Source organism: Methylomonas fluvii, from assembly GCF_014850975.1.
Classification (GTDB): domain Bacteria; phylum Pseudomonadota; class Gammaproteobacteria; order Methylococcales; family Methylomonadaceae; genus Methylomonas; species Methylomonas fluvii.
On record NZ_JACXST010000001.1, the window covers coordinates 152,139 to 176,545 of the forward strand.

At 51.0% G+C, this 24,407-nt stretch carries 26 protein-coding genes, 2 tRNA genes and 1 riboswitch; of the genes, 10 read left to right on the plus strand and 18 right to left on the minus strand.

Annotated elements, in window-relative coordinates:
• Nucleotides 1-164: 164 nt before the first annotated feature.
• Entirely contained in the window at nt 165-2,033 is a 1,869-nt protein-coding gene (thiC, locus tag EBB_RS00705) for a phosphomethylpyrimidine synthase ThiC (RefSeq protein WP_192392029.1), read from the minus strand.
• Between the two features lie 32 nt (nt 2,034-2,065).
• A riboswitch (TPP riboswitch) is annotated at nt 2,066-2,173 on the minus strand.
• A gap of 24 nt (nt 2,174-2,197) precedes the next feature.
• Here thiC and EBB_RS00710 point away from each other — a divergent pair.
• Entirely contained in the window at nt 2,198-2,776 is a 579-nt protein-coding gene (locus EBB_RS00710) for a hypothetical protein (protein WP_192392030.1), read from the plus strand.
• 4 nt (nt 2,777-2,780) lie between these two features.
• On the opposite strand, the gene EBB_RS00715 is transcribed toward EBB_RS00710, so the two are convergent.
• Nucleotides 2,781-3,785 (minus strand): polyprenyl synthetase family protein, encoded by a 1,005-nt coding sequence (locus tag EBB_RS00715; RefSeq protein ID WP_192392031.1) that lies wholly within the window; start codon nt 3,783-3,785, stop codon nt 2,781-2,783.
• Between the two features lie 206 nt (nt 3,786-3,991).
• On the opposite strand from EBB_RS00715, the gene rplU reads away from it, so the two are divergent.
• The 4 genes from rplU to proB all read left to right on the plus strand — a co-directional run bounded on the left by rplU (nt 3,992) and on the right by proB (nt 6,826).
• Complete coding sequence (gene rplU / locus EBB_RS00720) at nt 3,992-4,303, plus strand: 50S ribosomal protein L21 (RefSeq protein WP_020484555.1); 312 nt, start codon at nt 3,992-3,994, stop codon at nt 4,301-4,303.
• Nucleotides 4,304-4,320: 17 nt separating this feature from the next.
• Nucleotides 4,321-4,578 (plus strand): 50S ribosomal protein L27, encoded by a 258-nt coding sequence (gene rpmA, locus EBB_RS00725; RefSeq protein WP_020484554.1) that lies wholly within the window; start codon nt 4,321-4,323, stop codon nt 4,576-4,578.
• Between the two features lie 81 nt (nt 4,579-4,659).
• Nucleotides 4,660-5,718 carry an Obg family GTPase CgtA gene (gene cgtA, locus EBB_RS00730; protein ID WP_192392032.1) on the plus strand — a complete coding sequence of 353 codons (1,059 nt, stop codon included), beginning with the start codon at nt 4,660-4,662 and terminating at the stop codon, nt 5,716-5,718.
• Nucleotides 5,705-6,826, plus strand: coding sequence for a glutamate 5-kinase (proB, locus tag EBB_RS00735; RefSeq protein WP_192392033.1), 1,122 nt, complete (start codon nt 5,705-5,707; stop codon nt 6,824-6,826). The genes cgtA and proB overlap by 14 nt, the downstream gene beginning before the upstream one ends.
• Nucleotides 6,827-6,869: 43 nt before the next feature.
• On the opposite strand, the gene apbC is transcribed toward proB, so the two are convergent.
• Entirely contained in the window at nt 6,870-7,961 is a 1,092-nt protein-coding gene (apbC, locus tag EBB_RS00740) for an iron-sulfur cluster carrier protein ApbC (RefSeq protein ID WP_192392034.1), read from the minus strand.
• Nucleotides 7,962-8,220: 259 nt separating this feature from the next.
• On the opposite strand from apbC, the gene EBB_RS00745 reads away from it, so the two are divergent.
• Nucleotides 8,221-9,558: a L,D-transpeptidase family protein gene (locus EBB_RS00745; RefSeq protein WP_192392035.1), complete on the plus strand. Its 1,338-nt coding sequence runs from the start codon at nt 8,221-8,223 to the stop codon at nt 9,556-9,558.
• 13 nt (nt 9,559-9,571) lie between these two features.
• On the opposite strand, the gene EBB_RS00750 is transcribed toward EBB_RS00745, so the two are convergent.
• From EBB_RS00750 to EBB_RS00765, 4 genes are all read right to left on the minus strand, one after another.
• Nucleotides 9,572-11,839: an EAL domain-containing protein gene (locus EBB_RS00750; RefSeq protein WP_192392036.1), complete on the minus strand. Its 2,268-nt coding sequence runs from the start codon at nt 11,837-11,839 to the stop codon at nt 9,572-9,574.
• The gene (locus tag EBB_RS00755; RefSeq protein WP_192392037.1) at nt 11,836-12,174 is read right to left on the minus strand and encodes a hypothetical protein; all 339 of its coding nucleotides are present in this window, start codon (nt 12,172-12,174) and stop codon (nt 11,836-11,838) included. The genes EBB_RS00750 and EBB_RS00755 overlap by 4 nt, the downstream gene beginning before the upstream one ends.
• A gap of 579 nt (nt 12,175-12,753) precedes the next feature.
• Nucleotides 12,754-13,002, minus strand: a complete 249-nt coding sequence (locus EBB_RS00760; RefSeq protein WP_020484530.1) for an EexN family lipoprotein — start codon at nt 13,000-13,002, stop codon at nt 12,754-12,756.
• Nucleotides 13,003-13,294: 292 nt separating this feature from the next.
• The gene (locus EBB_RS00765; RefSeq protein ID WP_192392038.1) at nt 13,295-13,696 is read right to left on the minus strand and encodes a hypothetical protein; all 402 of its coding nucleotides are present in this window, start codon (nt 13,694-13,696) and stop codon (nt 13,295-13,297) included.
• A gap of 258 nt (nt 13,697-13,954) precedes the next feature.
• Between EBB_RS00765 and metG the strand changes: the two genes are divergently transcribed.
• The 3 genes from metG to EBB_RS00780 all read left to right on the plus strand — a co-directional run bounded on the left by metG (nt 13,955) and on the right by EBB_RS00780 (nt 16,965).
• Nucleotides 13,955-16,024 (plus strand): methionine--tRNA ligase, encoded by a 2,070-nt coding sequence (metG, locus tag EBB_RS00770; protein ID WP_192392039.1) that lies wholly within the window; start codon nt 13,955-13,957, stop codon nt 16,022-16,024.
• A 138-nt stretch (nt 16,025-16,162) separates the two neighbouring features.
• Nucleotides 16,163-16,735, plus strand: a complete 573-nt coding sequence (locus tag EBB_RS00775; RefSeq protein ID WP_192392040.1) for an RnfABCDGE type electron transport complex subunit B — start codon at nt 16,163-16,165, stop codon at nt 16,733-16,735.
• A gap of 153 nt (nt 16,736-16,888) precedes the next feature.
• Nucleotides 16,889-16,965 (plus strand) — tRNA-Arg (locus EBB_RS00780).
• Nucleotides 16,966-17,322: 357 nt separating this feature from the next.
• Here the strand turns inward: EBB_RS00780 and EBB_RS00785 are convergent.
• Both EBB_RS00785 and EBB_RS00790 read right to left on the minus strand, forming a co-directional pair.
• Nucleotides 17,323-17,556, minus strand: a complete 234-nt coding sequence (locus EBB_RS00785; protein WP_192392041.1) for a hypothetical protein — start codon at nt 17,554-17,556, stop codon at nt 17,323-17,325.
• A gap of 372 nt (nt 17,557-17,928) precedes the next feature.
• Entirely contained in the window at nt 17,929-18,204 is a 276-nt protein-coding gene (locus tag EBB_RS00790; protein WP_171696714.1) for a J domain-containing protein, read from the minus strand.
• Between the two features lie 12 nt (nt 18,205-18,216).
• Here EBB_RS00790 and EBB_RS00795 point away from each other — a divergent pair, with 12 nt between their 5' ends.
• Nucleotides 18,217-18,411 (plus strand): hypothetical protein, encoded by a 195-nt coding sequence (locus tag EBB_RS00795; RefSeq protein WP_192392042.1) that lies wholly within the window; start codon nt 18,217-18,219, stop codon nt 18,409-18,411.
• 76 nt (nt 18,412-18,487) lie between these two features.
• Here EBB_RS00795 and EBB_RS00800 read toward each other — a convergent pair whose 3' ends face one another.
• The 9 genes from EBB_RS00800 to hisB all read right to left on the minus strand — a co-directional run bounded on the left by EBB_RS00800 (nt 18,488) and on the right by hisB (nt 24,394).
• Nucleotides 18,488-18,952, minus strand: coding sequence for a DUF805 domain-containing protein (locus EBB_RS00800; protein ID WP_192392043.1), 465 nt, complete (start codon nt 18,950-18,952; stop codon nt 18,488-18,490).
• 351 nt (nt 18,953-19,303) lie between these two features.
• Nucleotides 19,304-19,489 carry a hypothetical protein gene (locus EBB_RS00805; protein WP_192392044.1) on the minus strand — a complete coding sequence of 62 codons (186 nt, stop codon included), beginning with the start codon at nt 19,487-19,489 and terminating at the stop codon, nt 19,304-19,306.
• Nucleotides 19,490-19,641: 152 nt separating this feature from the next.
• Nucleotides 19,642-20,766: a fatty acid desaturase family protein gene (locus EBB_RS00810; RefSeq protein ID WP_192392045.1), complete on the minus strand. Its 1,125-nt coding sequence runs from the start codon at nt 20,764-20,766 to the stop codon at nt 19,642-19,644.
• A gap of 262 nt (nt 20,767-21,028) precedes the next feature.
• Nucleotides 21,029-21,104: transfer RNA gene (locus EBB_RS00815), tRNA-Thr, on the minus strand.
• Nucleotides 21,105-21,114: 10 nt separating this feature from the next.
• Complete coding sequence (hisI, locus tag EBB_RS00820) at nt 21,115-21,501, minus strand: phosphoribosyl-AMP cyclohydrolase (protein ID WP_192392046.1); 387 nt, start codon at nt 21,499-21,501, stop codon at nt 21,115-21,117.
• A complete protein-coding gene (hisF, locus tag EBB_RS00825; protein WP_192392047.1) occupies nt 21,498-22,271 on the minus strand; it encodes an imidazole glycerol phosphate synthase subunit HisF in 774 nt (257 codons plus the stop codon). Before hisF ends, hisI begins: the two co-directional genes overlap by 4 nt.
• A gap of 25 nt (nt 22,272-22,296) precedes the next feature.
• A complete protein-coding gene (gene hisA / locus EBB_RS00830; RefSeq protein ID WP_192392048.1) occupies nt 22,297-23,043 on the minus strand; it encodes a 1-(5-phosphoribosyl)-5-[(5-phosphoribosylamino)methylideneamino]imidazole-4-carboxamide isomerase in 747 nt (248 codons plus the stop codon).
• A gap of 68 nt (nt 23,044-23,111) precedes the next feature.
• Nucleotides 23,112-23,753 (minus strand): imidazole glycerol phosphate synthase subunit HisH, encoded by a 642-nt coding sequence (hisH, locus tag EBB_RS00835; RefSeq protein ID WP_192392049.1) that lies wholly within the window; start codon nt 23,751-23,753, stop codon nt 23,112-23,114.
• A gap of 47 nt (nt 23,754-23,800) precedes the next feature.
• On the minus strand, nt 23,801-24,394 hold the full coding sequence (gene hisB / locus EBB_RS00840) for an imidazoleglycerol-phosphate dehydratase HisB (protein ID WP_192392050.1): 594 nt from the start codon (nt 24,392-24,394) through the stop codon (nt 23,801-23,803).
• Between the last annotated feature and the right edge of the window lie 13 nt (nt 24,395-24,407).

Consider the following 24,407-nt stretch of genomic DNA (forward strand, 5'->3'; position numbering starts at 1 on the left):
CTGCAACTATAGATGAAGTAAGGATTTTATCCAAACTCATCAAGCCATGCTCAAGACTTTAACATGGTTATATTGGCATGCCGCCAAGCGCTGTTTTTAAGCTGGCGATCATTTGGAACCGCCAGCGGTGCCAAGAACAGCACCGCTGACGAAGGGGACAAGAATCAGATTTCGTGATAAATCGCAGCGCCTTCTTCCAGGAATTGCTTGGACTTTTCTTCCATACCAATTTTCAAGGCTTCCGCTTCTTCCAGGCCTTTTTGCTCGGCGTAATTACGCACATCCTGGGTGATTTTCATCGAGCAGAAGTGCGGGCCACACATCGAGCAAAAGTGCGCGACCTTGGCCGAATCTTTCGGCAAGGTTTCGTCGTGGAATGAGCGGGCTTTCTCAGGATCCAGCGCGATGTTGAATTGATCTTCCCAACGGAACTCGAAACGCGCCTTGGACATGGCGTTGTCGCGAATCTGCGCGCCGGGATGGCCTTTCGCCAAATCAGCAGCATGCGCAGCAATTTTGTAGGTGACGATACCTTCGCGCACGTCTTGCTTATTAGGCAGGCCCAAATGCTCTTTTTGAGTCACGTAGCACAGCATCGCACAGCCGTACCAGCCAATGTTGGCAGCACCGATGGCTGAAGTGATGTGGTCGTAGCCGGGCGCAATGTCAGTGGTCAAAGGTCCCAGGGTGTAGAACGGCGCTTCGTAGCAATCTTCCAATTGCTTGTCCATGTTGACCTTGATCATTTGTAACGGCACGTGGCCGGGGCCTTCGATCATAGTTTGCACGTCGTGTTTCCAGGCGACTTGGGTCAATTCGCCCAAGGTTTCCAGTTCGCCGAATTGCGCGGCGTCGTTGGCATCGTAAATCGAGCCGGGACGCAAACCATCGCCCAAGGAGAACGATACGTCGTAAGCCTTCATGATTTCGCAGATTTCTTCGAAATTCGTGTAGAGGAAGCTTTCGGTGTGATGCGCCAAACACCATTTGGCCATAATCGAACCGCCGCGCGACACGATACCGGTCAGGCGTTTGGCGGTTAACGGCACGTGATGCAGGCGCACGCCAGCGTGAATAGTAAAGTAATCCACGCCCTGCTCGGCTTGTTCAATCAATGTATCGCGGAAGATTTCCCAAGTCAGTTCTTCAGCTTTGCCGTCGACTTTTTCCAAGGCTTGGTAAATCGGCACGGTGCCGATAGGCACAGGTGAGTTCCGTAAGATCCATTCGCGGGTTTCGTGGATGTTTTTACCGGTCGACAAATCCATGATGGTGTCAGCGCCCCAACGGATGCCCCATAGCATTTTCTCGACTTCTTCTTCGATGGAAGAAGTCACGGCAGAGTTACCCAGGTTACCGTTGATTTTGACCAGGAAATTCCGGCCGATAATCATCGGCTCCAATTCCGGATGGTTGATGTTGGCCGGGATGATGGCGCGGCCTCTGGCAACTTCGGAACGGACGAATTCTGGCGTGATGAAGGACTGGATATTGGCGCCATAGGAAAAGCCGGGATGCTGGCCTTGATAGCGGTCGCGCATTGCTTCCAGATTCTGGTTTTCGCGGATGGCGATATATTCCATTTCCGGGGTAATGATGCCTTTCCGTGCATAATGCATCTGGCTGACGTTGTGACCGGACTTGGCGCGGCGCGGATTGCGGGTCAGTTCGAAACGCAGATGCGCGGTTTTCGGATCGTGTAAGCGCTCGTGACCATACTTTGAGGTCGGTCCACTCAATAATTCTGTGTCACCTCGCTCCGCAACCCAGTTACCGCGAATCGAACCCAAACCTTTATGTAAGTTCACATCCACATTAGGATCGGTGTAAACCCCGGAGGTATCGTAAACATAAATCGGTGGATTTTTTTCCGCGCCGAAGTGGGCCGGGGTGTCCGACATGCTGATTTTACGCATCGGCACTTGGATATCCGCGCGACTGCCCTGGATATAAATTTTCTCGGAGGCGGGGTAGGAATCGATTCTTACGCTACTACCCGTGTCGGTAGTAATCTCATTGCGGACAGCGCTCATGCTTATCTCCAAAATCTCAATAAATCGCAAGCGCAGGGAAGATAGGGCTTTCCTACGCCGGTGTTAACCGGTTCAGGTTCGAAGGGTTTTTCTCAGCTTTCCGGGCTTGCATACAACGGAAAGCACCCCTAGCCTTTCAGGTGACTTGCTAAGTTAAATGATAATTGAGCCAATTGCAAGCGCAGCGCCAAGCTCCCAAGGCGCAAAAAGCTTATAAAACAATGGGTTTTATAAGCCTATCAATCACTGCCGACACTCTTGCTATCATAAACATTCACCGCGACGCCAGAGCATATGCAGCCACAGCAATCAACGGACGGAAAAAACCAGGAGAAAACATGGCATCCCTAAAAAAACAAAGCAAACGCCTGCTCAACGACATAGAGGATTCAGCAAATCAGTTGGTATATTTGACCAGCGATTTAAGCTTGCTTGCAGACACAAACAAACTGGCGCTAAGCCTAAAAACAAACATCGAGACATTAAACCGGCAATTAGCCGGCTTAAAAAAGGCAGAATTCAACGCCACCTTGGCAGAATCGGAGATACTGGAGATCTTGGATGAGCTAATCGATAGTGATCCGATCAGCACACTGGAACAACGTCTGTTTGCAGCTCATACCGATCAAGAATCGAACGAAGTAGGCGAGTTTTTCCAACAGTTGCTAGATAAAATCGAAAAACTGTATTCGCCGCTACTATCGGCCATCCAGCAATTAACTGCGATGAGGGATAAGCTGTAAGCCGTCAGTGACTGCGTTGCACCGAGAAGCGCGCCAACTCTTCAAGAGCCTGTTTGTAATCGGAATCAGGCAAGGATTGTAGTGCAGCAATCGCCTTTGCAGCCGCCCTATCCGCACATTGCTCGGTGTATTCTATCGCGTTGGTAGCTTTGACTACTTCATAGACATCGTTAAACGCCTCGCGCGAACCTTGCCGAATCGCATCGACCACAATTTTAGCCTGCTGCTCGTTCCCATGCTGGATGGCATAGATCAACGGCAAAGTCGGTTTACCTTCAGCCAAGTCGTCGCCCAAGTTTTTACCCAGTTCTTCGCTATTGGCTTTGTAATCCAATGCATCATCTATCAACTGAAACGCCACACCCAATTGCTGACCATAAACCGCCAGCGCTTCTTCCGTAGCCGGGTCTGTTGCAGAAACGACTGCCGCCAAACGGGTGGCCGTACTAAACAAAATGGCGGTTTTACGGGCAATGACTTCTAAATATCTAGCTTCACTGGTCTCCGGGTTATTGCAATTCAACAGCTGCAGCACCTCACCCTCGGCAATCGCAGTGGTGGTTTTGGACATGATGGCCATCACCCGCATGTTATCGGTGCGAACCATCATTTCGAAGGCACTGGAGTATAAATAATCACCCACCAGGACGCTTGCGGCATTACCCCACACAGCGTTGGCCGACTCTTTGCCGCGCCGCAGAGCCGATTCGTCGACCACATCGTCGTGCAACAACGTGGCGGTATGAATGAATTCGATCACTGCCGCCAGGATCAGATGATGGTCATCAACCTTGCCCAAGGCTTTTGCCGCCAACAGCAACAGCATCGGCCGCAATCTTTTTCCGCCATTACCGATTATGTAATGTCCAATTTGATTAATCAGCACAACATCGGAACTCAGTTCCTCTAAAATCAACCGGTCGACGGCTTGAGTTTCCGCACTGGTTAAATTTTTGATGGAATCGAAGTCTATAGTGACTGACGCTGGCGTTGAAACTTTAGCTATCATGTGATGTTGTGAACTCGTCGCTCGGTAGCGTATAACGTGAATAACCGGTCATGCTATGAAGAATACCGAGTAGTGTCAATAGCACTTCCCGCATAAGCCTGCTCGACAGCAGGTTTCTCCTGGAATTTTAGTTTGACTGTGACTTAAATAAAAAATATAATCCTCTGTTCACTATTAACAGATTATGCTTGATGGAGCTTACGCTGATGTATGCGGTAATTCAAACAGGTGGTAAACAGTATCGGGTCGCAGAGGGTACTACCTTAAAAATAGAAAAACTTGAGTTGGGCGCAGGCGACAGCGTAGAGTTCGACAAAGTGCTGATGGTCCAATCAGGCGACTCCATAAAAGTAGGTCAGCCATTTGTCGAAGGCGGCAAAGTGACTGCGACCGTGGTTTCCCAGGGCAGACACAAAAAAGTCAGAATCATTAAATTCAGAAGACGTAAGCACCACATGAAACAAATGGGGCATCGTCAATACTACACAGAAATCCAGATTACTGGCATTTCTGCTTAATATAACGAGGATAAGAAATGGCTCATAAGAAGGCAGGCGGCAGTACTCGTAACGGCCGCGACTCACAGGCGCAGCGCCTCGGTGTCAAACGTTTCGGTGGTCAAGTGGTTAAAGCCGGCAACATTTTGGTTCGTCAACGTGGCACCCAGTTTCACCCTGGCACCAATGTCGGTATCGGCAAAGACCACACCTTGTTTGCAACAGTCGATGGCAAAGTGGTTTTTGAAGAAAAAGGTCCTAAAAACCGCAAATACGTCAGCATTGCAGCAGCGTAAATTTCTTGGCTGTGCTGATTGGCACAACTGAAAAGAAAAGCCTCGTTTTCAGCGGGGCTTTTTTGTTTATACCGGTAGATTATGAGATTTGTTGACGAAGCGGAAATCCGCGTAGAAGCAGGCGACGGCGGCAATGGCAAAGCCTCATTTCGCCGCGAAAAATATATTCCTTTGGGCGGCCCGGACGGCGGCGATGGCGGTGACGGCGGCAGCGTTTATCTGGTCGCTACCGAAAACGTCAACACGCTGGTGGATTTTCGCTATCACTCGACACATCGCGCCCAACGCGGACAGAACGGCGGCAGCCGGGACTGCACCGGCAAAAAAGGTGACGACTGCTTCGTCCCAGTCCCACCTGGCACCATCGTCTACGAAGCTGATACCGGCGAAAAAATTGGCGATCTTACCAAACCTGGCCAGCAACTATTAGTCGCTAAAGGAGGCTTCCACGGCCTCGGCAACACTCGCTTCAAAAGCAGCGTCAATCGTGCCCCGCAACAAACTAGCAAAGGTTCGGCCGGCGAACATCGAATGTTACGCCTGGAATTAATGGTTATCGCCGACGTAGGTTTATTGGGCATGCCCAATGCCGGTAAATCCAGCCTAATCCGCACAGTCTCTTCCGCACGCCCCAAAGTCGCGGACTACCCATTCACCACCTTACACCCCAACCTGGGCGTCGTGCGTGTAGACGATTTACGTAGCTTTGTCATCGCAGACATTCCCGGCGTCATCGAAGGCGCCGCAGAAGGCGCAGGCCTTGGCTTGCAGTTTTTAAAACATCTATCCAGAACCGGCTTGTTGCTGCACATCGTAGATATTGCCCCCTACGAAAGTGACGAAACACCCGTCAGCGCTGCACGTAAAATCATTCGCGAAGTGGAAAAATGGAGCGACGACCTGTCCAGCAAGCCTCGCTGGCTGGTACTAAATAAGATCGACAATGTGCCTGACGACGAAGTCGAGCAACATTGCCAAGCCATCGTCGACGAACTCGACTGGACCGGCCCGGTATTCCTGATTTCCGCCTTAAAAAATCAAGGCACGCAGGCACTAATGTACGCCATCATGGACTTTCTCGACCAACAAAAGACCGAGCAGGATCAGCAAGCGCAGGAGCCGCGTCATGAGCCGTTCTGAGTTTTCGCAAGCCCAGCGCGTTGTTGTCAAAATCGGCAGCTCGTTGCTGACCGATGGCGGACGAGGCCTCAATAAACCGGCCATCGCCGGCTGGGTCGCGCAAATGGCCGCCCTCAAACGCCAAGGCGTCGATGTGGTACTGGTATCTTCCGGCTCTGTCGCGGAAGGCATGTCCCGCTTAAAGCTAAAAACCCGGCCGAAAACCTTACATGAATTGCAAGCCGCCGCCTCAGTAGGACAAATGGGCTTGGTCAGACGCTTTGAAGACGAATTTCAAGTACACAGCCTGCTGGCCGCGCAAGTATTGCTGACCCATGACGATCTTTCTGACCGCCAGCGCTACTTGAATGCCCGCAGCACTTTACTCACCTTGCTCGATTTCGGTGTCGTGCCGGTCATCAATGAGAACGATGCCGTCGCTACTGAAGAAATCCGCTTCGGCGACAACGATACCTTGGGCGCCTTGGTTGCCAACTTGGTAGAAGCCGATTTGTTGATCATTCTTACCGATCAAACCGGCTTATTCGACGCCAACCCTAGTTTGAATCCAAACGCTCGACTGATTTCCAGTATTAGCGTCAACGAAAGCCTGCTTGACGAAGTTGCCGGCGGCAGCATCAGCGGCCTGGGACGTGGCGGCATGTACACCAAAGTCCGGGCCGCCAGACTGGCCGCGCGCTCTGGAGCAGCAACAGTGATCGTATCCGGCAAAATTGACAACGTCATCCACGCGGTATTCGACGGCAATGATTTAGGTACTTATTTAATACCCAACATTGCACCTCTGGTGGCGCGCAAACAATGGCTGGCCGGGCAATTACAACTGAAAGGCAGCGTGGTATTGGACGATGGCGCGGTAAAAATCCTGAAAGATGCCGGCAAAAGCCTGCTCGCGGTCGGCGTTAAAAGCGTACAAGGTTCGTTTAAACGTGGCGACCTGGTCTCTTGCCTGGATTTGCAAGGCAATGAAATCGCCCGCGGCTTAATCAATTACGGCGCGGACGACACCAATAAAATCGCCGGCAAACCCAGCAGCGAATTCGAAACCTTGCTGGGCTACGCCGACGAAGACGAACTTATCCATCGCGATAATTTAGTGTTGGTCTAAGGCTAGACAACTTCGCTACCAGCCAAGTCGTCTACCATCAATCTCAGGTATTCTGGATAACAATATTCGGAAACCGGCCGCTGTAATCCCGCGAGCGCATCGCCAACTTGGCGGCCATTTTCCGGGCAATCGCTTTGTAGATTTGCGCCGACCGACCATCCGGATCGGCTACTACGGTAGGCCTGCCGCTATCAGCGTACTCGCGAATCTGTATATCCAGCGGCAAAGAGCCCAGCAAATCCAGCTTATTCTTGACCGCCATCGCCACCCCACCGCCTTGCCCGAAAATCGCCTCTTCGTGTCCGCAATTGCTGCAAATATGCACGCTCATATTTTCCACTAGCCCCAATATAGGCACGTTGACCTTTTCGAACATCCCCAAGCCGCGTTGCGCATCGATCAGGGCAATATCCTGCGGTGTAGTCACGATCACCGCGCCACTCACCGGTATTTGTTGAGCCAATGTCAGCTGAATATCGCCAGTACCGGGCGGCAAATCGATAATCAAGTAATCTACATCCTGCCACTGGGTTTGATTCAGTAATTGCTGCAACGCCCCGGTAACCATAGGCCCACGCCAGATCATCGGTTGGTCCGGGTCTATCAAATAGCCTATGGAAATGGTCTGCACGCCAAACGAGATTTTTGGCAACATGCTTTTGCCGTCCGGGCTATCAGGCTTGCCGGACAGCCCCAGCATGGTCGGAATGCTGGGGCCGTAAATATCCGCATCCAAAATACCGACATTGGCACCTTCTGCCGCCAACGCCAGAGCCAGATTAACGGATGTGGTCGATTTGCCCACCCCGCCCTTGCCGGATGCCACCGCAATAATATTTTTCACATTCGGCAAGGGCTTTAACGCTTTTTGCACCGAGTGCGAAACCACATTGAAACCGACCGACACATCCAGCTTGCCGACGTCAGGCAAAGTTTGCAGACGCTGAGTTACCGCCGCCTTTAACTCTTCAAGATAACTTTTAGCCGGATAACCCAACTCGATAACGACACTGACATCATTGCCATCCACACTGATTTTCTTCACGGATTTTGCCGACACCAAGTCGGTTTCCACATTCGGATCGATAAAGTGTTTAAGTAAATTTTCGACAGCCGTTTTGTCAATGTTCGCCATGCGGAACTCCGAAGTAAGGGGAAATAATAACCAAGTAAAATAGTGCGAATATGATACCACCTTAACAGGCTGCCATTAAATCCACGCCATTGTTAAAAAATAGTTTTCTCTTTAAGAATAATGCTTTATCGTAATGACTTAACTATTAGCCTTAATAGTTAATTCTTAATTAGGACTTAATGCTGCCTTCATCTGATTTTAATTTGGATCGCTTACCTTCAATCATTCAGCTCCGTCACTATCCGCGCCTATCATAAACATGTCAGCAGTCATTCAAAACCGTGCTGTTTCACCGATACCGCTAGTATTCGTTGCGACAATCATCAGCGCCTTGCTTAGCGGTTGCCAAAGCATACCGTTGTTTTCCGACAATCAGCCGGAACACATAGTCTGGAACTCCAAACCGGACAATATTGCCAGTCATGAGTTTAACCTGAGCAGTGGCCAAGGCATGGTCGGCACGCTAGCCAGTATCAGCAGCCGCGAAAACGATACGCTGTCCGACATCGGCCGCCATTACGGCTTGGGTTACAACGACATTACCATCGCCAATGCCAATCTCGATCCTTGGACATTGCCTGCCGAGCAAACCGTGTTGCTGCCATTGCGCTTCGTACTCCCCGACGCCCCGCGCAAAGGCATCGTGTTAAATCTGGCCAATATGCGCATGTTCTATTACCCCAAAAATCAAGCCAATACTGTGCTGACTTATCCGGTGGGCATTGGCCGCCAAGGCTGGAACACACCGTTAGGACAGACCCAGATTGTCGCAAAAAAGGCCAATCCGGACTGGACGGTGCCGGAATCGATTCACCGCGAACATCAGGCATTGGGCGACCCGCTACCAAAAGTGATACGTTCCGGCCCGGACAACCCCTTGGGCAGCTACGCCATGCCCTTGGGTTTCAGCGGCTATTTGATCCACGGCACCAACAAGCCTTACGGAATTGGTTTACAAGTCAGTCATGGCTGCGTACAGCTATACCCTGAAGATATAGAAGTCTTATTCAACAAAGTAGAAGTCGGCACCCCGGTTCGTATCGTCCACCAGCCGTACATGGCAACCTGGCAAGATGACATGCTTTATCTGGAAGCCCATCGGCCCTTAGACAAATGGGAAAAACAACAAAAACAGCTGCAAAAAGATATTCGGAAAAAATTGCAACAGCTAGCATCCGAAAAGCAAGCAACGGTTGACTGGAGCAAAGTCGAGCGTATTTTACAACGGGCCGACGGCGTCCCCACCCCGGTATTGCCGAACAGTGCAGACCTACCCGAACTCACAGCCGATGCGGTGCAACTTGCCCATCCTGAACAATTCTTCGGCCAACCGGTCATCGACGAATTGAGCGACAACGACTGGTCGATTCTGGCCGCCAGCTTCGAAAATGAGACCGACGCCCAAAAGCTCGCGGCCATGCTCAATCACCAAGGGCCGCCGATTCCTGCGCGTAAAATTGCCAAAGATGGTAGCTTTCAAGTGGTTGCCGGACCGTTTAAGAATAAGAAAGAAGCCAAAACCGTTGCACAACGCATCAAATTGAATTTCGACATGGACGTTAAAGCCATCGATCCGAAGCAGGCTTCAAGAAATTGAGTGCAGCCAGGACTTATTGGCGTTCCAGCAAGGACTGCCGCAACAAGGCCGACGCCTGCTCGGCAGGAACGGGTTTGCTGAAAAAATACCCCTGTCCGTAATTGCACTGCTGTCCGCCCAAAAAATCCAACTGACTCTGATCTTCGACACCTTCGGCCACCAGCTCCAGTTTCAGCTGCCCCGCCATTGCCGAAATAGCCGACACTATCGCTCTATCGTTGGCATCCGTGGAAATATCCTTCACGAACGATTTATCGATTTTTAAGGTATCGAGCGGAAAACGCTTCAAATAACTTAACGAAGAATAACCGGTACCGAAATCATCCACCGAAATCCGCACTCCCAACTGCTTGATCTGACTCAGCGTGTCCAGCGTCGTATCCAGCTTATGCATCAAGATGCTTTCGGTAATCTCCAACTCCAGCAACTCCGGCGAAAGCCCGGTTTCTTGCAACACATCCAACACCACATCCAGCAACTGGCGCTGATCTTGGAAGCGGTGAAACTGCCGCCCGGACAAATTGACCGCAATTCGAATCGGCATCCCGGCCAACTGCCAGGCCCGTGCTTGTTTGCATGCGGTGCGCAATACCCAAGCACCTATCGGGACGATCAAGCCAGTCTCTTCCGCCAAGCTGATGAATTGATCCGGCATGACGATACCCATGGCGTGATTATGCCAACGGATCAAAGCCTCCATACCGATGATGCAACCATTATCGATTTTCACCTGCGGCTGATAATGCAATACCAGCTCGTCCAACTCCAGGGCCTGGCGCAAATGATGCTCCAGCTTCAGATAATGCTGAGCAGCACTGTTCATTTCGGGAGTAAAAAACTGGTAATTATTTTTACCCAGTTTTTTGGCGTGATACAAAGCGGAATCGGCCTGCGCCAGTAATTCGTCAAACGAAAGCGAATTATCCGGATAAATACTGATACCGATACTGGCCCGGGAATAGATTTGATGCTGATGAACCTGTAAAGGCTCGTTCAAGGTATGTAATATTTTGATGGCCACTTTGGCGGCATCCAGACTATCGGCAATGTTAGGCAGCATGACAATAAACTCATCGCCACCCATCCTGGAAGGTGTATCGCCTTCCCTCAAACAACCGGCAATTCGCTTGGCAACAGCTCTAAGCAATTCATCGCCCACGGCATGCCCAAAGGTATCGTTGATCGCCTTGAAGTTATCCAGATCGAGAAATAGAAACGCGATAATCTCGTTCTTGCGCTGCGCTTGCGTAATGAACTGCAAGGCTCTATCGGTTAATAAGGTGCGGTTCGGCAACTCGGTAAGCGCATCGAAATGGGCAATGTAATCCAGGCGTTGCCGTGCGCGTTTCACTTCCTCAATTTCCCGGGCATTATCGATTACCAGCGACAGTGAATGCGCAAAACTCAACGCCAACTCTTCATCGTTCTTGGTAAACAGCTCGCCACTGTATTTGTCGCTGAGATAGATACGACCATACACCCGGCCTTGGTGGGAAATAGGCACCGCCAATAAGGATTTCATCTGCGGATGATGCGGCGGAAAACCGGCGCTGCGCGGGTCCTTACCCATATCCGCAAGCCTCAACGAGACATTTTCCTCAATCACAACCCCCAACAAGCCCCGGCCTTCCGGTAAATGACCTATGCGCTGAGCCTGTTCATCGCTGATTCCGGCATAAATAAATTCATTCATCGCACCGACATTGTCGACAATGCCAATAGCGCCATAACGGGCATCCAATAGCTTGCAAAGCGCATCGATGCCGGCCTGCAATAACTCGGTTTCGATTGAGGTGTGCGCCAACACGCCCAATAAACTGCGCGCAGCATCGTTCAATGCCGCCAAACGTTCGACCCACACGACAGTTTGCTCGTGGTTGGTTTCCGCTGCAATCTTAAGACGCATAGTCTCTTTCAGTAACTGCCGTTCGCGGTTTAGTAGCGCTTCCAAAATACTTTGCCGGGTAACCACGCCGACGAATTGACCTTTATTGAGCACAGCCAAGGCGCCCAGCTGATTGTCATCCAGCAGACCTAAGGCTTTGCGGACGCCAAGCTTGGGAGCGACACTAAGCATCGGCCGATGCTCCACCAAATCCGCAAAAATCCAATTGGGATGTTTTGATATATCGTGATCGGTGGCTAACCCGCAAAACTCTTCCGCCGGAGCGTCCCGAAACACGGCAAAAACAATATCGCATGCCACGCTATAAGGACGATCCTCCTCCTTGACCCTAGAAACGTGCGGCCATAAACAATCGCCAACCGCCAGTTGTTTCATAGCTTGGTATTGAGTTGAACGGAAATATCCATCTCCGCATGCAATATTTCATCGGCACTCATCAAGGGCTTTATCTGATTCAACACAAAGTCGATCAACGCGCCTTTACTGATGCGTTTTAGCAAGCTTTGTCTCACCAAAATATCGCTGATCACATCGTCGTCAAACTCAATATGCTCAAACGGTGCTTTTACCAATAATTCGATTGCCCGGCGCATGGCGATGCAACCAATCGGTGACTCCTTACCTAGCACCAACATGTCTTTTAACGGTGGAATAGCGTATTCGCCCAAGTTGGCCGAAATATGAATTTGATTTTGGCTGGCTTTATACATGGTCTAAAGATCGAATTATCTGACAAATTGAAAGGTTAATTTAGCAGATTTTCAGCTTTGGGAATTATTTCAGCAGCCGCCGACACCAGCTTGTAGGCTTCGCTTACCGCTCTGCCACAGGTTATGAGAAGGGAGAAAGGAGGATTTAAAAGTACCGCTAAAATCATGCGCTTTAGCGGAGTATTCATCCGTAGCGGCTAAAGAAAGCCCTCGGAAAGCGGGAGTTTGCATTGCGTTTGCCGGCTTGCTTAGTTAAAGAACGAGGCAACCAAGCAAACCGGTAAACGCTATCCGGACAATCGATTAAGGGGATTGCCCGGTCACAAAACAGGCGGCAGTGCCCGCCAAAAACAACTATCTTGGTTCAAACCAAACCATTCAAAACCCTCTATCAAACCGACTCTTAAACTCCCTGGATTCGTCATTCCCGAGAAGGTCGCCACCGTTATGAGCACTCAGCGAATCCAGCATAGCCACTGGATTCCCGCCTTCGCAGGAGCGACGATATTTAAGAACTGGATGAATCATATCGTAAAGTCTTGGCCGGCAAGTGATTGAACCGGATAGATTTAACAAGTATCAGTTGCCGCCTTTGAAGGTAATTTCCAACGCGTGCAAGGAATTAGCGCAATTGGCGCTACCTTGAATAGCCGGGTCATCGTGACAGGCTTGGTTTTGGGCGCGAGCTTCCTTAATGTTAGCTACATACCAGGCGACGGTTTTGACATCCTCGCCAGCCGCTTCATTCGCATTAGTAACATTCAACGCCGTGGTCAAACCCAGCGCGGCAACAGCAGCGGCTACTATCATCATATGTGCTTTTTTCATAAAAAACTCCTTGGCTTTTCGATTATCGGGGGGACGATTAAAGCCCATGCAAACCCGCATGAGCTGGCGATAATCTAGCAAAGAATCCTAACGTTTAAAATGTGGCCGATTGCCGCGCGACAATATGTCTCTACAGTGCGGCATATCACACAATTTTGCACAAAAAACCCCAAATGCAGCTGACAAAAAGCGTTAATAGCAAATCCCAACAAAAGACAGCGGGTCAGCCCGGACAGGTTTGTTGGAGAAAAGAGAAGACGGCGCAATAAGCCAAAGCCATTGCGCCAGGGATTTATTTGATTTTGACCAGTTCCTTACCATTGCTGGAGAAACTGCAGATACCGGCTGCGAAATAATTGCATTCGTCCGATTGCTCCAGCTTGGCACCGTTAGGCGCCAGATGAATCTTGATTGAGCAAGAGCGCGCTTCGCCCTCAATATGTTTTTTCAATACCAATTCGTTCTCACCGACACTTTTGGCTTCATCGGATACCGTTGCGGAACAGGCGTGCTTGCCGGCTTCATCGGGATTGGGTTCGAAATCCACATCCACCGTGGCGTTAATTTCTTTACCTAAGGTCGTGACCTTCAAATGCTGTACATGATTGCCGTCGCGCAACAGATAATGATCAGTAGCCGCCGTAGCAGTACCGGAAGCCAGCATCGCGATGGCCAGAAACAACGTTTTTCTCATGATGTTACCTCTTCTTATAAGTTTAAGTGGTTCAAAAAGGGCTAAGGCCGATCCGACTTTAGTATGCCATGCCGGACGGTATAGCGCTTAAGCTGGAGGCTTGATTGGGATTGTACCTTACTGATCCCTATTACCAAACATCCCGCGCCCCCGCATCCGGGTAACCCACCAGCAATCGGCAAACCGCTGCCCAAACCATGAAAGCCCTGGCGATTTATGCCATAATCCGCCCTCATTTTCCCAGGCTGTTTTAACCCCATGTCTAACCGAAAAATCCTTGTTACCAGCGCCCTGCCGTATGCCAATGGCCCGATTCATTTAGGCCACCTCGTCGAATACATCCAAACCGACATCTGGGTACGGTTCCAGAAACAACGCGGGCACAATTGTTACTACGTTTGCGCCGACGACACCCACGGCACGCCGATCATGCTGCGCGCGGACAAGGAAGGCATTACCCCGGAACAACTGATCGCCGACGTGGAAAAACAGCATCGCGCCGATTTCCAGGAATTTGGTGTCGCGTTCGATCAATACCACAGCACCCATTCGCCGGAAAACAAAGAATTCTCAGCGCTGATCTACAAACGCCTGCGCGACGGTGGTCATATCAGCCAACGTAGCATCACCCAGGCTTACGATCCGGTGAAAAACATGTTTCTGCCGGACCGTTTCATTAAAGGCGAATGCCCGAAATGCGGCGCGGCCGATCAATACGGCGACAGCTGCGAAGCCTGCGGCGCCACCTATTCGCCCACCGAACTGAAAAACGCCGTTTCAGCGATCTCCGGTGAGCGCCCCATCGAAAAAGATTCCGAGCACTATTTCTTCGAACTCGGCCATTTTGCCGAGATGCTGCGCGACTGGACCACCGCCGGCCACTTGCAACCGGAAGTCAGCAACAAGATGGCCGAATGGCTGGAGAACGGTTTGCAGCAATGGGACATCTCCCGCGATGCGCCGTATTTTGGTTTCGAAATTCCAGACGCGCCGGGCAAGTATTTCTACGTCTGGCTGGATGCACCCATCGGTTACATGGCCAGCTTCAAGCATTTCTGCGACCGCCAGAGCCTGGATTTCGACCAGTTTTGGCAAAAAGACAGCACCACCGAGCTGTACCATTTCATCGGCAAGGACATCATTTATTTCCACGCCCTGTTCTGGCCGGCCATGCTGCACGGCGCAGACTTTAGAACGCCCAGCGCGATTTTCGCCCACGGCTTTTTAACCGTCAACGGCGAGAAAATGTCCAAATCGCGCGGCACCTTCATCAAGGCCCGCACCTACCTGGACCATCTGAATCCCGAATATCTGCGCTATTACTTCGCCGCCAAACTCAGCGCCGGCGTCGATGACATTGATTTAAACTTCGACGACTTCAGCCAACGCGTCAACTCCGATCTGGTCGGCAAAGTAGTCAACATCGCCAGCCGCTGCAGTGGCTTCATCGCCAAGCGTTTCGACGGCGTACTTTCGGCGGAATGCGCCGAGCCGGCCTTATTCCAACAGTTTGTCGACGCTAACAGCACCATCGCCGATCTGTATGAAAGCCGCGAATTCGGCAAAGCGATGCGGGAAATCATGGCACTGGCAGACAAGGCCAACCAATACATCGACGAGAAAAAACCCTGGCTGATCGCTAAAGAAGAAGGCCGTGACGCCGAGTTGCACGCGGTATGCAGCATGGGCGTCAACCTGTTTCGGCTGCTGGTCGTTTATCTGCGCCCGGTCATTCCAACGCTGGCAAGCAACGCCGAGAGCTTTTTAAACATCCCGGCGCAAACCTGGCCGAGCGATGCCCAGCCGCTGCTCGGCCATAAAATCAATAGCTTTACACCGTTGATGACCCGGGTAGAGCCAGACAAAATCGCCGCGATTGTGGAAGCCTCCAAGGAAAACCTGGAAAAAACCCCGCCGGTAACAGCTAAGCCAGCCAAACCAGTTGCCGCCGTGACCACAAACCCGGAGCAAGTGGCAAAAGCCATAGCCGAACCCATCGCCGAAGCCATCGAAATCGAAGACTTCGCCAAGATCGACTTACGCATCGCTCGCATCGTCAAAGCCGAATCGGTGGAAGGCGCGGAGAAACTGCTGCAACTCACTGTCGATCTGGGCGACGAAACTCGTAATATTTTCGCCGGCATTAAATCGGCCTACGCCCCGGAAGAATTGGAAGGCAAACTGACCGTGGTAGTGGCTAATCTGAAGCCGCGCAAAATGCGCTTCGGCACCTCGGAAGGCATGGTGCTGGCGGCTGGCCCCGGCGGCAAAGACATCTGGGTGTTATCGCCGGACCAAGGCGCACAGCCGGGCATGCGGGTTAAGTAAGGCAAAGCAGTGGAGATTGATCATTATTAGTCCGGCTCTATTTATCACGGGTATCCCACTCGGGCTGAGCGCGTCGAAGCCCAGGCTGCTGCCCTTCGGCAGGCTAACGGTATTTAAGGGCCAGCTTAACAATTGGCTATGAGCGAACAAAACGCGACATCCCTGGCCGAACAAATCGACGCACTACTACCGCAAACCCAATGCCGTAAATGCGGCTATCAGGGCTGCCGGCCTTATGCGGAAGCTATCGCTAGTGGCGAAGCGGACATCAACCAATGCCCGCCCGGCGGCGACCATGGGATCCAATTGCTGGCCGATTTATTAACCGTAACCGTCAAGCCTTTGAATCCGACATTCGGTGTCCATCGCCCACTACACGTAGCCGTGATAGATGAGGCAGCTTGCATAGGCTGCACAAAATGTCTGCCGCCTTGCCCGACCGACGCCATCCTGGGTGCATCCAAGCACATGCATACTGTCATCGCCGCCTTATGTACCGGCTGCGAATTATGTATTGCCCCCTGCCCGGTCAACTGCATCAGCATGATCCCGGCAAACGCCGAATGGACCGCCGATAATGCGGACCAATCCAGACAGCGTCACCAAGCCAAAAACCAGCGCCAAACCCGGGCGGAAGCGGAAAAGTCCGAACGGCTGAATCGACAAAAACAGCTGCTGGCGAAACTTAATAAAGGAAAAACCACCGTTTAAACCCGGATTGGCAATGACTTTAACGGCATTTAATCTTATAATGGCGCGCTTACCCGATTCGGCCCAGTGGCCGATACGTATCCTGAAAGTAAATCCTCTTAGGTTTTCAAGATTAGGGTAAAAAGCCTACACCGCTTGACCGCAAATCACATTGCGCCCGTAGCTCAGCTGGATAGAGCGCAGCCCTCCGGAGGCTGAGGCCAGAGGTTCGAATCCTCTCGGGCGCGCCATTTGACATGTTTCCTACCCTATCTTGACTCTGCGTACCAAGGTACCGAGAGGCCTCTAATAGCAAATACTCTTTGCCATGCCCGCAAACCCGCTTCCGTGACGCAGCGCCAGGGGTGTTTATTACCATGGCCCCTAAATACCGTCGACTTTAATGAGGGCAGGCACTGAGTCTATCGAAGGGCGAACCAGTTCAGGCTTCGACGAAAGTAGCCTGAATGGGGCAGCGGGGATAACTAGACCTGGGTGAATACTATTTGCCCCGCCCATAACGGCTCTGGATTCCTCATTCCCGCGAACGCGGAAATCCTATATGGCCGCAAGCCTCCGGCCGTTGCGGGCGCGGCGATATTTAAAGACTAATAGATAGGCGAATCCGGATTGAAGTCACTCAACACGTTTTCAAGTTCCTCCAACAAGCTCTTTAAGGCTTCGGCTTCTTGAAGCAAATCGCTATTTTCCTGGCGGACGACTCGCACCGGAACGGCATCAGCTTTAATGCTTGGTTTATCCGCTGCCGATTTAGCCGGCATATCGATTAATAGAGCCTCAAGCCCGCGACCCAGGCCGCGTTTGGGTGGAATATTATTCATATCAAGTTAATGACAACAGCAAGTCCGCTGCATTTGCGGCCGCTTAAGGCCATCATCTCCGGCGCATCCACCCTGGTAACTTTGGCGAAGCCTCGCTGCAACATCATATAAATTCCTCTTCTAATCCCGGGGAACCGAGCTAATACAAACCGAATCAACGAATACCGGAAATCATCCACTTCGCCTGCCAACGAGCCATTTTAGCAATTTCCCTACCGGCAAGCCGATCAGAAATACCCGATCCGGCAGAATACCCACCGTATTCCATGCCTCGACACTTGCACCAGCGCCACGAATCAATAGGAAACGCAACACAGCGAGGACCATCCAGCAGGCGTCAACGCCAATAAGCCAGAATTCGGTTTGGCGATGTCACACCATGCCCTGCTCTTGCAGCATGGCGTAGGCGGCGTTGATTTGTCGGGTTTCTTCCTCGGCGAGTTGTTTGATTTTTTCGCCAAACACGCCGACTCGGTCCGGGTGGTATTCGGAAATTTTCTTTTTGTATGCCGCTTTGATGTCTATCGGTATGGCATCAGCAGTCAGGCCGAGAATTAAATAACAATCCGCTAACGATTTGATGTGTTGATCGTCTTCAGGTAGTTTTATTTCGGTTATATACACATTGCGATGTTCGTCGATGTCCAATTTGAATTGTGCATGACACTTTCGGCATCGCGCTTTATTACTCTCGATGGGCAACGTAAATTTAATGTGCTGCGCGCAGGATGGACAGGAAATTGTCCTTACATTGGCAGGCGTTCTAAGAGCGAGCTGTTTTTGATTTTGATTTTTGCGTCGAGTTTTTCTGGCATTGAATACCAGCAGCCCGACCAAAATAATGTTCAATATTAACGATGCGGACAACGCAATATTGGTCATCATCCAGGCTAATTGACTGATCGACGAAATTTAAAATAATGAAGCGGTGTTAAACAGGCGCCCCGTACTCGTTTGCACGGTCATCGCCTTTTGACACCATCCAGATGAAATACGGAATGATGCCGATGATGGTCAGAATAATCAGATACCACCAGCCGCTATGCCCGGTATCGTGTAATCGGCGGATATTAACAGCCAACGATGGAAATAAAATTACCAAGTTGGTGATCGCTGTGACGGTTGCTGGCTCGCCGTAGGACGATTGATCTATGATCCCCGCCATCATCGATACCAATAGCGTGAAAAGCGCAAACCACCAGTATTCAGCGCGTGATGCTCTGCCTGTAAAAACAAATGCCTTTGCAAAACAGCCGGACACCGATTCGGTAAACGTCATATCCCGTCCGTTAGTCACTGGCCCGCGATAGCCGGTATTCGATTGCATGGCGGCGCCACACTCAAGGCAGAAATTCGCATTTTCCGGATTTTGTTTTCCACAATTTGGACAATACATTTTGCTCTCCGACAGACTCTTTACGTAACGATATTACTGCGATATGGAAAATTGTGTAGCCCGTTTGCACATTTTCATTCAGTTTCGTACAGCCGCTTTGGCAAAAGGGATGAAACCCTTTGCAATGCTGAACGGCTACCATCCTTGCGCGGCATGCCAATGACCAAACTAATCCCGGCAAATAGAGAAAGCACCACCTCACCAGGTTTATCGCCACTTTTTACGACACGATAGACGCAGAAAAATCAGGTGGATCTTGCCTGAATGAGTGAACAAAAAACGGCTGGCAGTCCTTTCGCAAAAGGGCTGCATAACCCGACTAAACCGCGTTGCACGGTTTACGCGGATTAACTATTTATTCTGGTCGTCCACCGCATCGGCATCGTCTTTCGGGGCGGCATCGACAACGCGTTTTTTCGGCTTCTTAATAGCGGTCTGCTGATTGATCCGTTCAAGCTGGGCTAGAAAGTACGAGTCGTAATTCCAGTTTGGTTTTGCTGCGATGGGTTCGGGTTTGGTATCTCTGATATCGCTCATAGTATTTTCGTTGATTACACTCGTTTGTGGGCAGATTAACTGCATTGACATAAATTAGCGCGCATCGCCAGTCACCCAGAATCGCATAGGCACTTCGCCTGAAACATAAAGTTTGATTCCGTGGATTATTTGAACGACTCGCGCTGGACGTATTAAACAGCAGCCGGCTTTAGCATTGAGGTTTTGCCTACCATAATATCCGCGGCTTTCAGCATGCGTTTAAATACCGATTCCTGGCAGTAAGGAATATTATGTTTTGCGCACAGCGCTTTCACTTGCGGCTGCAATTTTTGGTATTGGCTTAGCGGCAAATCCGGCCATAAATGGTGCTCAATTTGATAATTCAACCAGCCGTAGAAAAAGTCGTTGAAATTAGACCCGGTTGGATAATTCACCGAACCCAAAATCTGCCGCAGATAAAACTCGCCTTTACTATGCGATTTTTCATCGAACATCATCACGTCGTCGCCGGCATGATTGGGGATCATCACCAGAAAGCTATGCATATTGGTGAAAATTTCCGCCAGAATCGAATTGATCAATACGCTGACAGCGGCAAACGCACCCAACGGTAAAAACAGCAGCGGTATTAGTACAAAACGATACGCGCTATACGGCAATACGCTTTGCAGCCATAGCGCCTTACCTTGCGGGGTAAACAGGCTCCAGGCACCGATACGTGTGGTCTCGGGCTTGGGTTTACCTTGCAGGCGGGCGGCATTTAAAACCAATTCTTTGTGCGTGCGCGGGGTGTAATAAATGATTTTCCAGATACCGGAAAAAAACGCCACAATGGCATAGCGCTGCCACATCGGCAGTTTGGATTGCCGCAACCATTCCATGTTGTGCTGGGCATTGTTGGGATCGGTCTCCTCACCCAGATTGTAATGATGCAATAAGTCGTGTTCGTGATGCCAACCGGCCGGGGTCATCCAATCCGGCCAATCCAAAAACCGCCGCCAACCCTGTGCAAACTTCTTGCTGGTGTAGTTTTTGTCCACGTCCCGCATTTTATCGAAGGCTTTATGCACGATGGGATGACCCACCCCGGTCCAGCGGGAAAAACTACCTTGACTGATCAACAATGCGGAAATCGGGTTGGGGAAAATCCAGGCGGTCGCGTAACCAATGAGAGAGCAAACCTTTCCCCAGCGTTCGACTTTTTTTAAATGTTCGAAATCGGCAGGACCAATATCGGCTAACGCTTGTTTGTGAATTTGACTGATGTCTTTGGCTAATTGTTCGCGATCAACCGACTGGTAACTATTTAAACTCAAAATGTATTGTCTCTGTATAGTGCAAGGGAAGGATTAGAACACCTTCGGATAAAATGTCAGGATTTAAAGCGTCCGGACGGCGCTAAAAAATAGCTGTTTAATCAGCCGCCGGCGAGGGACAAACCGACTGACCGAGCAAGATGGCATAAGTCTATACACCCTCTGCAATTTTGCAGGCTTTCTCAACCATCCCGGAGCTTTGCCCGTGGGTATCACTAAGCAACTTTTGCAAATGTCTGAAAAGGGTAGCGTGTGATTTAAATGGTGCCGGCAATAGGAATCGAACCTACGACCTTCGCGTTACGAGTGCGCTGCTCTACCTGCTGAGCTATGCCGGCGTGTGATTGTCTATTTGTAGATGGCTTTGGGGTCTTTCAGTACCGACTCGGTGGTTTGCCATTCAGCATCTTTCAGGCTGCGGTAAAAGCAGCTTTCCCGACCGGTATGACAGGCGATACCGCCTTCCTGCTCAATTTTAAGCAATATTACATCAGCATCGCAATCCAATTGCATGTCGATGACTTTTTGTCTATGCCCGGACTCTTCGCCCTTGCGCCATAATCGGTTGCGGGAGCGCGACCAGTAGACAGCATAGCCTTCGGCTGCGGTTAAAGCCAAAGACTCACGATTCATCCAGGCAAACATCACCACCCGGCCGCTATCGTGCTGTTGGGCAATGACCGGCACCAAACCGTCTTCGGTCCACTGGATTTCCTCCAACCAACTTTCACTCATAAGCGCACCTCTATACCTCTGGCTTGCATGTGTTTTTTGGCTTGCTCTATCGTGTATTCGGCAAAATGGAAAATGCTGGCGGCCAAAACCGCATCGGCTTTACCTTGGGTAATGCCATCGGCTAGATGGTCCAGATTGCCGACGCCGCCGGAGGCAATAACCGGAATACTGACCGCTTCGCTGATCGCCCGGGTCAAGGCCAAGTCAAAGCCGGATTTGGTGCCGTCGCGGTCCATGCTGGTCAATAAAATTTCACCCGCGCCGTAGTCTTTCATTCTGACAGCCCACTCGACCGCATTGATGCCAGTCGGTTTGCGGCCGCCGTGGGTAAAGATTTCCCAACGGCTTTCCTCGCCTTCCTGACTGACTTTTTTGGCGTCGATAGCCACCACGATACATTGCGAACCAAACTTTTCGGCCGCTTCCTTAACAAACTCCGGCCGAAATACTGCCGCGCTGTTGATACCGACCTTGTCCGCGCCGGCATTAAGCATACGGCGGATGTCTTCCAACACCCGGATGCCACCGCCCACGGTCAGCGGTATGAATACTTCGCTGGCGACCTGTTCGACCACATGGACGATGGTGTCGCGGTTGTCGTGGGTGGCGGTGATGTCCAGAAAAGTGATTTCGTCGGCACCTTCTCTATCGTAGCGACGAGCAATTTCCACCGGATCACCGGCATCGCGGATGTCGACAAACTTCACGCCTTTAACGACGCGGCCGTTATCGACATCCAGGCAAGGAATAATACGTTTGGCTAAGCTCATGGTTTACGATTTAACGGCTAATAGCTCAGACATCGGCTCCGCCGAAAGACTCGGCGAGCTTTTCGCCTTCGGCAAAATCCAGTGTGCCTTCGTAAATGGCGCGGCCAGTAATGGCACCCATGATGCCTTCGTGTGCCACAGCGCCAAGTGCGCGAATATCGTCCAAGTTTGTAATGCCGCCCGAGGCGATGATAGGAATGTGAACCGAACGCGCCAATTTGGCGGTCGCTTCGACATTGACGCCTTGCATCATGCCGTCGCGGGAAATATCGGTGTAGATGATGGCAGCAACGCCGTTGGACTCAAATTTTTGCGCTAGGTCAATCACGTCGTGGCGGGACAGTTTCGACCAACCGTCGATCGCTACTTTGCCGTCACGGGCATCCAGGCCGATGATGATGTGGCCGGGAAACTCAATCGATACGTCGCGCACGAAATGCGGTTCGCTGACGGCCTTGGTGCCGATAATTACGTACTGTACGCCGGCTTCCAGGTAAGCCTGGATGGTGTCTTCGTCGCGGATACCGCCGCCGATTTGCACCGGCACATCGGGATAAGCCTGGACGATGGCGTTAATAACCTGGGCATTTTTCGGTTTACCGGCGAAGGCACCGTCTAAATCGACTAGGTGCAATCGTTTTGCCCCTGCTTCAACCCAGCGCCCGGCCACAGCCACCGGATCGTCCGAGAATACGGTATCGTCTTCCATACGACCCTGGCGCAAACGGACACATTTTCCTTCCTTCAAGTCAATTGCGGGTATCAGCAACATATTTAAATCTCGACAGTTAAAACACTAAATCTAAAGGTTAGTAAAGCCAACGTCTAAGGGTTGGGGAGTTACGCGTTTCCATCCCAGGCCAGGAAGTTTTGCAATAGCTGCAAGCCGACGGTCTGGCTTTTTTCGGGATGAAATTGCACGGCAAATTTATTATCTTTTGCCAGTGCGCAGGTAAATGCTTGCGGATAATCGGCGGTGGCAGCACTGTCGCGCTGATCATCCGGAGCCGCATAATAGCTGTGTACGAAATAAAAGCGGCTATGATCAGGAATATCCTGCCAGAGCGGATGTGGAGTTTGTTTGACCTGATTCCAGCCCATGTGTGGAATTTTCAGCACATTGCCATCACCGTCCAGCATTTGATCGGCAAAACGGCGGGCATGACCGGGGAATATATTCAGACAGGCAATACCGTCATTTTCCTCGCTGTCGGTCAGCAAGGCCTGCATACCCAGGCAGATGCCCAGAAAAGGTTTGCTTTGCGCTACTTCGCGGATCACATCCGCCAAACCACTCTCGTTCAAGGCTTGCATACAATCGCGTATCGCGCCGACCCCCGGAAATACCACGCGATCCGCCGAGCGAATCACCATGGCATCGGCCGTTATTTGCACGTTTACCCGGCTATCGGCATGTTGAAGCGCTTTGGCAATGGAATGCAGATTTCCCATTCCGTAATCGATAACGGCTACTGATGACATAAAACTAGAGATACAAGGTCGGGGTTTCTAGGCGAAAAGTGTGGAAATTATAGACTGCCTTTAGTCGAAGGCATGATGCCAGCCATCCTCTCGTCGTGACTAATTGCCATCCGCACGGCCCGGCCGAATGCCTTGAATACGGTTTCGGCAATATGATGGGCATTGCCACCCTTCAGGTTATCGATGTGCAAAGTCACGCCGGCATGATTGACAAAGCCCTGGAAAAACTCTTTGAACAAATCAACGTCAAAGCTGCCGATAAAGGCGCGTTTGAATTCCACTTGGTAGAACAAACCGGGTCGGCCGGAAAAATCTATTACCACCCGCGACAAGGATTCATCCAGCGGGCAATAGGCGTGACCATAGCGATAAATGCCTTTTTTATCGCCCAGCGCTTTGGCAAAGGCTTGACCGAGCGTAATGCCGATGTCTTCCACACTGTGATGGGCATCGATATGCAGATCGCCATGGGACACGATCTCCATGTCTATCAAGCCGTGTCTGGCTATCTGATCCAGCATGTGATCCAAAAACGGCAAGCCGGTAGTAAACGCGGCTGTGCCGTTACCGTCGAGATTAATGGAAACTTTGATCTGGGTTTCGAGCGTATTGCGCTCAACCTGGGCGGTGCGTGGGTTCATGCTTAATGCGGAT

What these genes read in the sequence shown, in the direction of transcription:
- thiC (WP_192392029.1), bottom strand. Translation starts at nt 2,033, where the DNA reads ATGAGCGCTGTCCGCAATGAGATTACTACCGACACGGGTAGTAGCGTA.
- EBB_RS00745 (WP_192392035.1), top strand. Translation starts at nt 8,221, where the DNA reads ATGTCAGCAGTCATTCAAAACCGTGCTGTTTCACCGATACCGCTAGTA.
- hisF (WP_192392047.1), bottom strand. Translation starts at nt 22,271, where the DNA reads ATGAGCTTAGCCAAACGTATTATTCCTTGCCTGGATGTCGATAACGGC.
- proB (WP_192392033.1), top strand. Translation starts at nt 5,705, where the DNA reads ATGAGCCGTTCTGAGTTTTCGCAAGCCCAGCGCGTTGTTGTCAAAATC.
- EBB_RS00715 (WP_192392031.1), bottom strand. Translation starts at nt 3,785, where the DNA reads ATGATAGCTAAAGTTTCAACGCCAGCGTCAGTCACTATAGACTTCGAT.
- EBB_RS00760 (WP_020484530.1), bottom strand. Translation starts at nt 13,002, where the DNA reads ATGAAAAAAGCACATATGATGATAGTAGCCGCTGCTGTTGCCGCGCTG.
- EBB_RS00785 (WP_192392041.1), bottom strand. Translation starts at nt 17,556, where the DNA reads ATGAATAATATTCCACCCAAACGCGGCCTGGGTCGCGGGCTTGAGGCT.
- EBB_RS00750 (WP_192392036.1), bottom strand. Translation starts at nt 11,839, where the DNA reads ATGAAACAACTGGCGGTTGGCGATTGTTTATGGCCGCACGTTTCTAGG.
- EBB_RS00795 (WP_192392042.1), top strand. Translation starts at nt 18,217, where the DNA reads ATGACACTTTCGGCATCGCGCTTTATTACTCTCGATGGGCAACGTAAA.
- rplU (WP_020484555.1), top strand. Translation starts at nt 3,992, where the DNA reads ATGTATGCGGTAATTCAAACAGGTGGTAAACAGTATCGGGTCGCAGAG.
- rpmA (WP_020484554.1), top strand. Translation starts at nt 4,321, where the DNA reads ATGGCTCATAAGAAGGCAGGCGGCAGTACTCGTAACGGCCGCGACTCA.
- apbC (WP_192392034.1), bottom strand. Translation starts at nt 7,961, where the DNA reads ATGGCGAACATTGACAAAACGGCTGTCGAAAATTTACTTAAACACTTT.
- EBB_RS00805 (WP_192392044.1), bottom strand. Translation starts at nt 19,489, where the DNA reads ATGAGCGATATCAGAGATACCAAACCCGAACCCATCGCAGCAAAACCA.
- cgtA (WP_192392032.1), top strand. Translation starts at nt 4,660, where the DNA reads ATGAGATTTGTTGACGAAGCGGAAATCCGCGTAGAAGCAGGCGACGGC.
- EBB_RS00775 (WP_192392040.1), top strand. Translation starts at nt 16,163, where the DNA reads ATGAGCGAACAAAACGCGACATCCCTGGCCGAACAAATCGACGCACTA.
- hisI (WP_192392046.1), bottom strand. Translation starts at nt 21,501, where the DNA reads ATGAGTGAAAGTTGGTTGGAGGAAATCCAGTGGACCGAAGACGGTTTG.
- EBB_RS00755 (WP_192392037.1), bottom strand. Translation starts at nt 12,174, where the DNA reads ATGTATAAAGCCAGCCAAAATCAAATTCATATTTCGGCCAACTTGGGC.
- metG (WP_192392039.1), top strand. Translation starts at nt 13,955, where the DNA reads ATGTCTAACCGAAAAATCCTTGTTACCAGCGCCCTGCCGTATGCCAAT.
- hisB (WP_192392050.1), bottom strand. Translation starts at nt 24,394, where the DNA reads ATGAACCCACGCACCGCCCAGGTTGAGCGCAATACGCTCGAAACCCAG.
- hisH (WP_192392049.1), bottom strand. Translation starts at nt 23,753, where the DNA reads ATGTCATCAGTAGCCGTTATCGATTACGGAATGGGAAATCTGCATTCC.
- EBB_RS00765 (WP_192392038.1), bottom strand. Translation starts at nt 13,696, where the DNA reads ATGAGAAAAACGTTGTTTCTGGCCATCGCGATGCTGGCTTCCGGTACT.
- EBB_RS00800 (WP_192392043.1), bottom strand. Translation starts at nt 18,952, where the DNA reads ATGTATTGTCCAAATTGTGGAAAACAAAATCCGGAAAATGCGAATTTC.
- hisA (WP_192392048.1), bottom strand. Translation starts at nt 23,043, where the DNA reads ATGTTGCTGATACCCGCAATTGACTTGAAGGAAGGAAAATGTGTCCGT.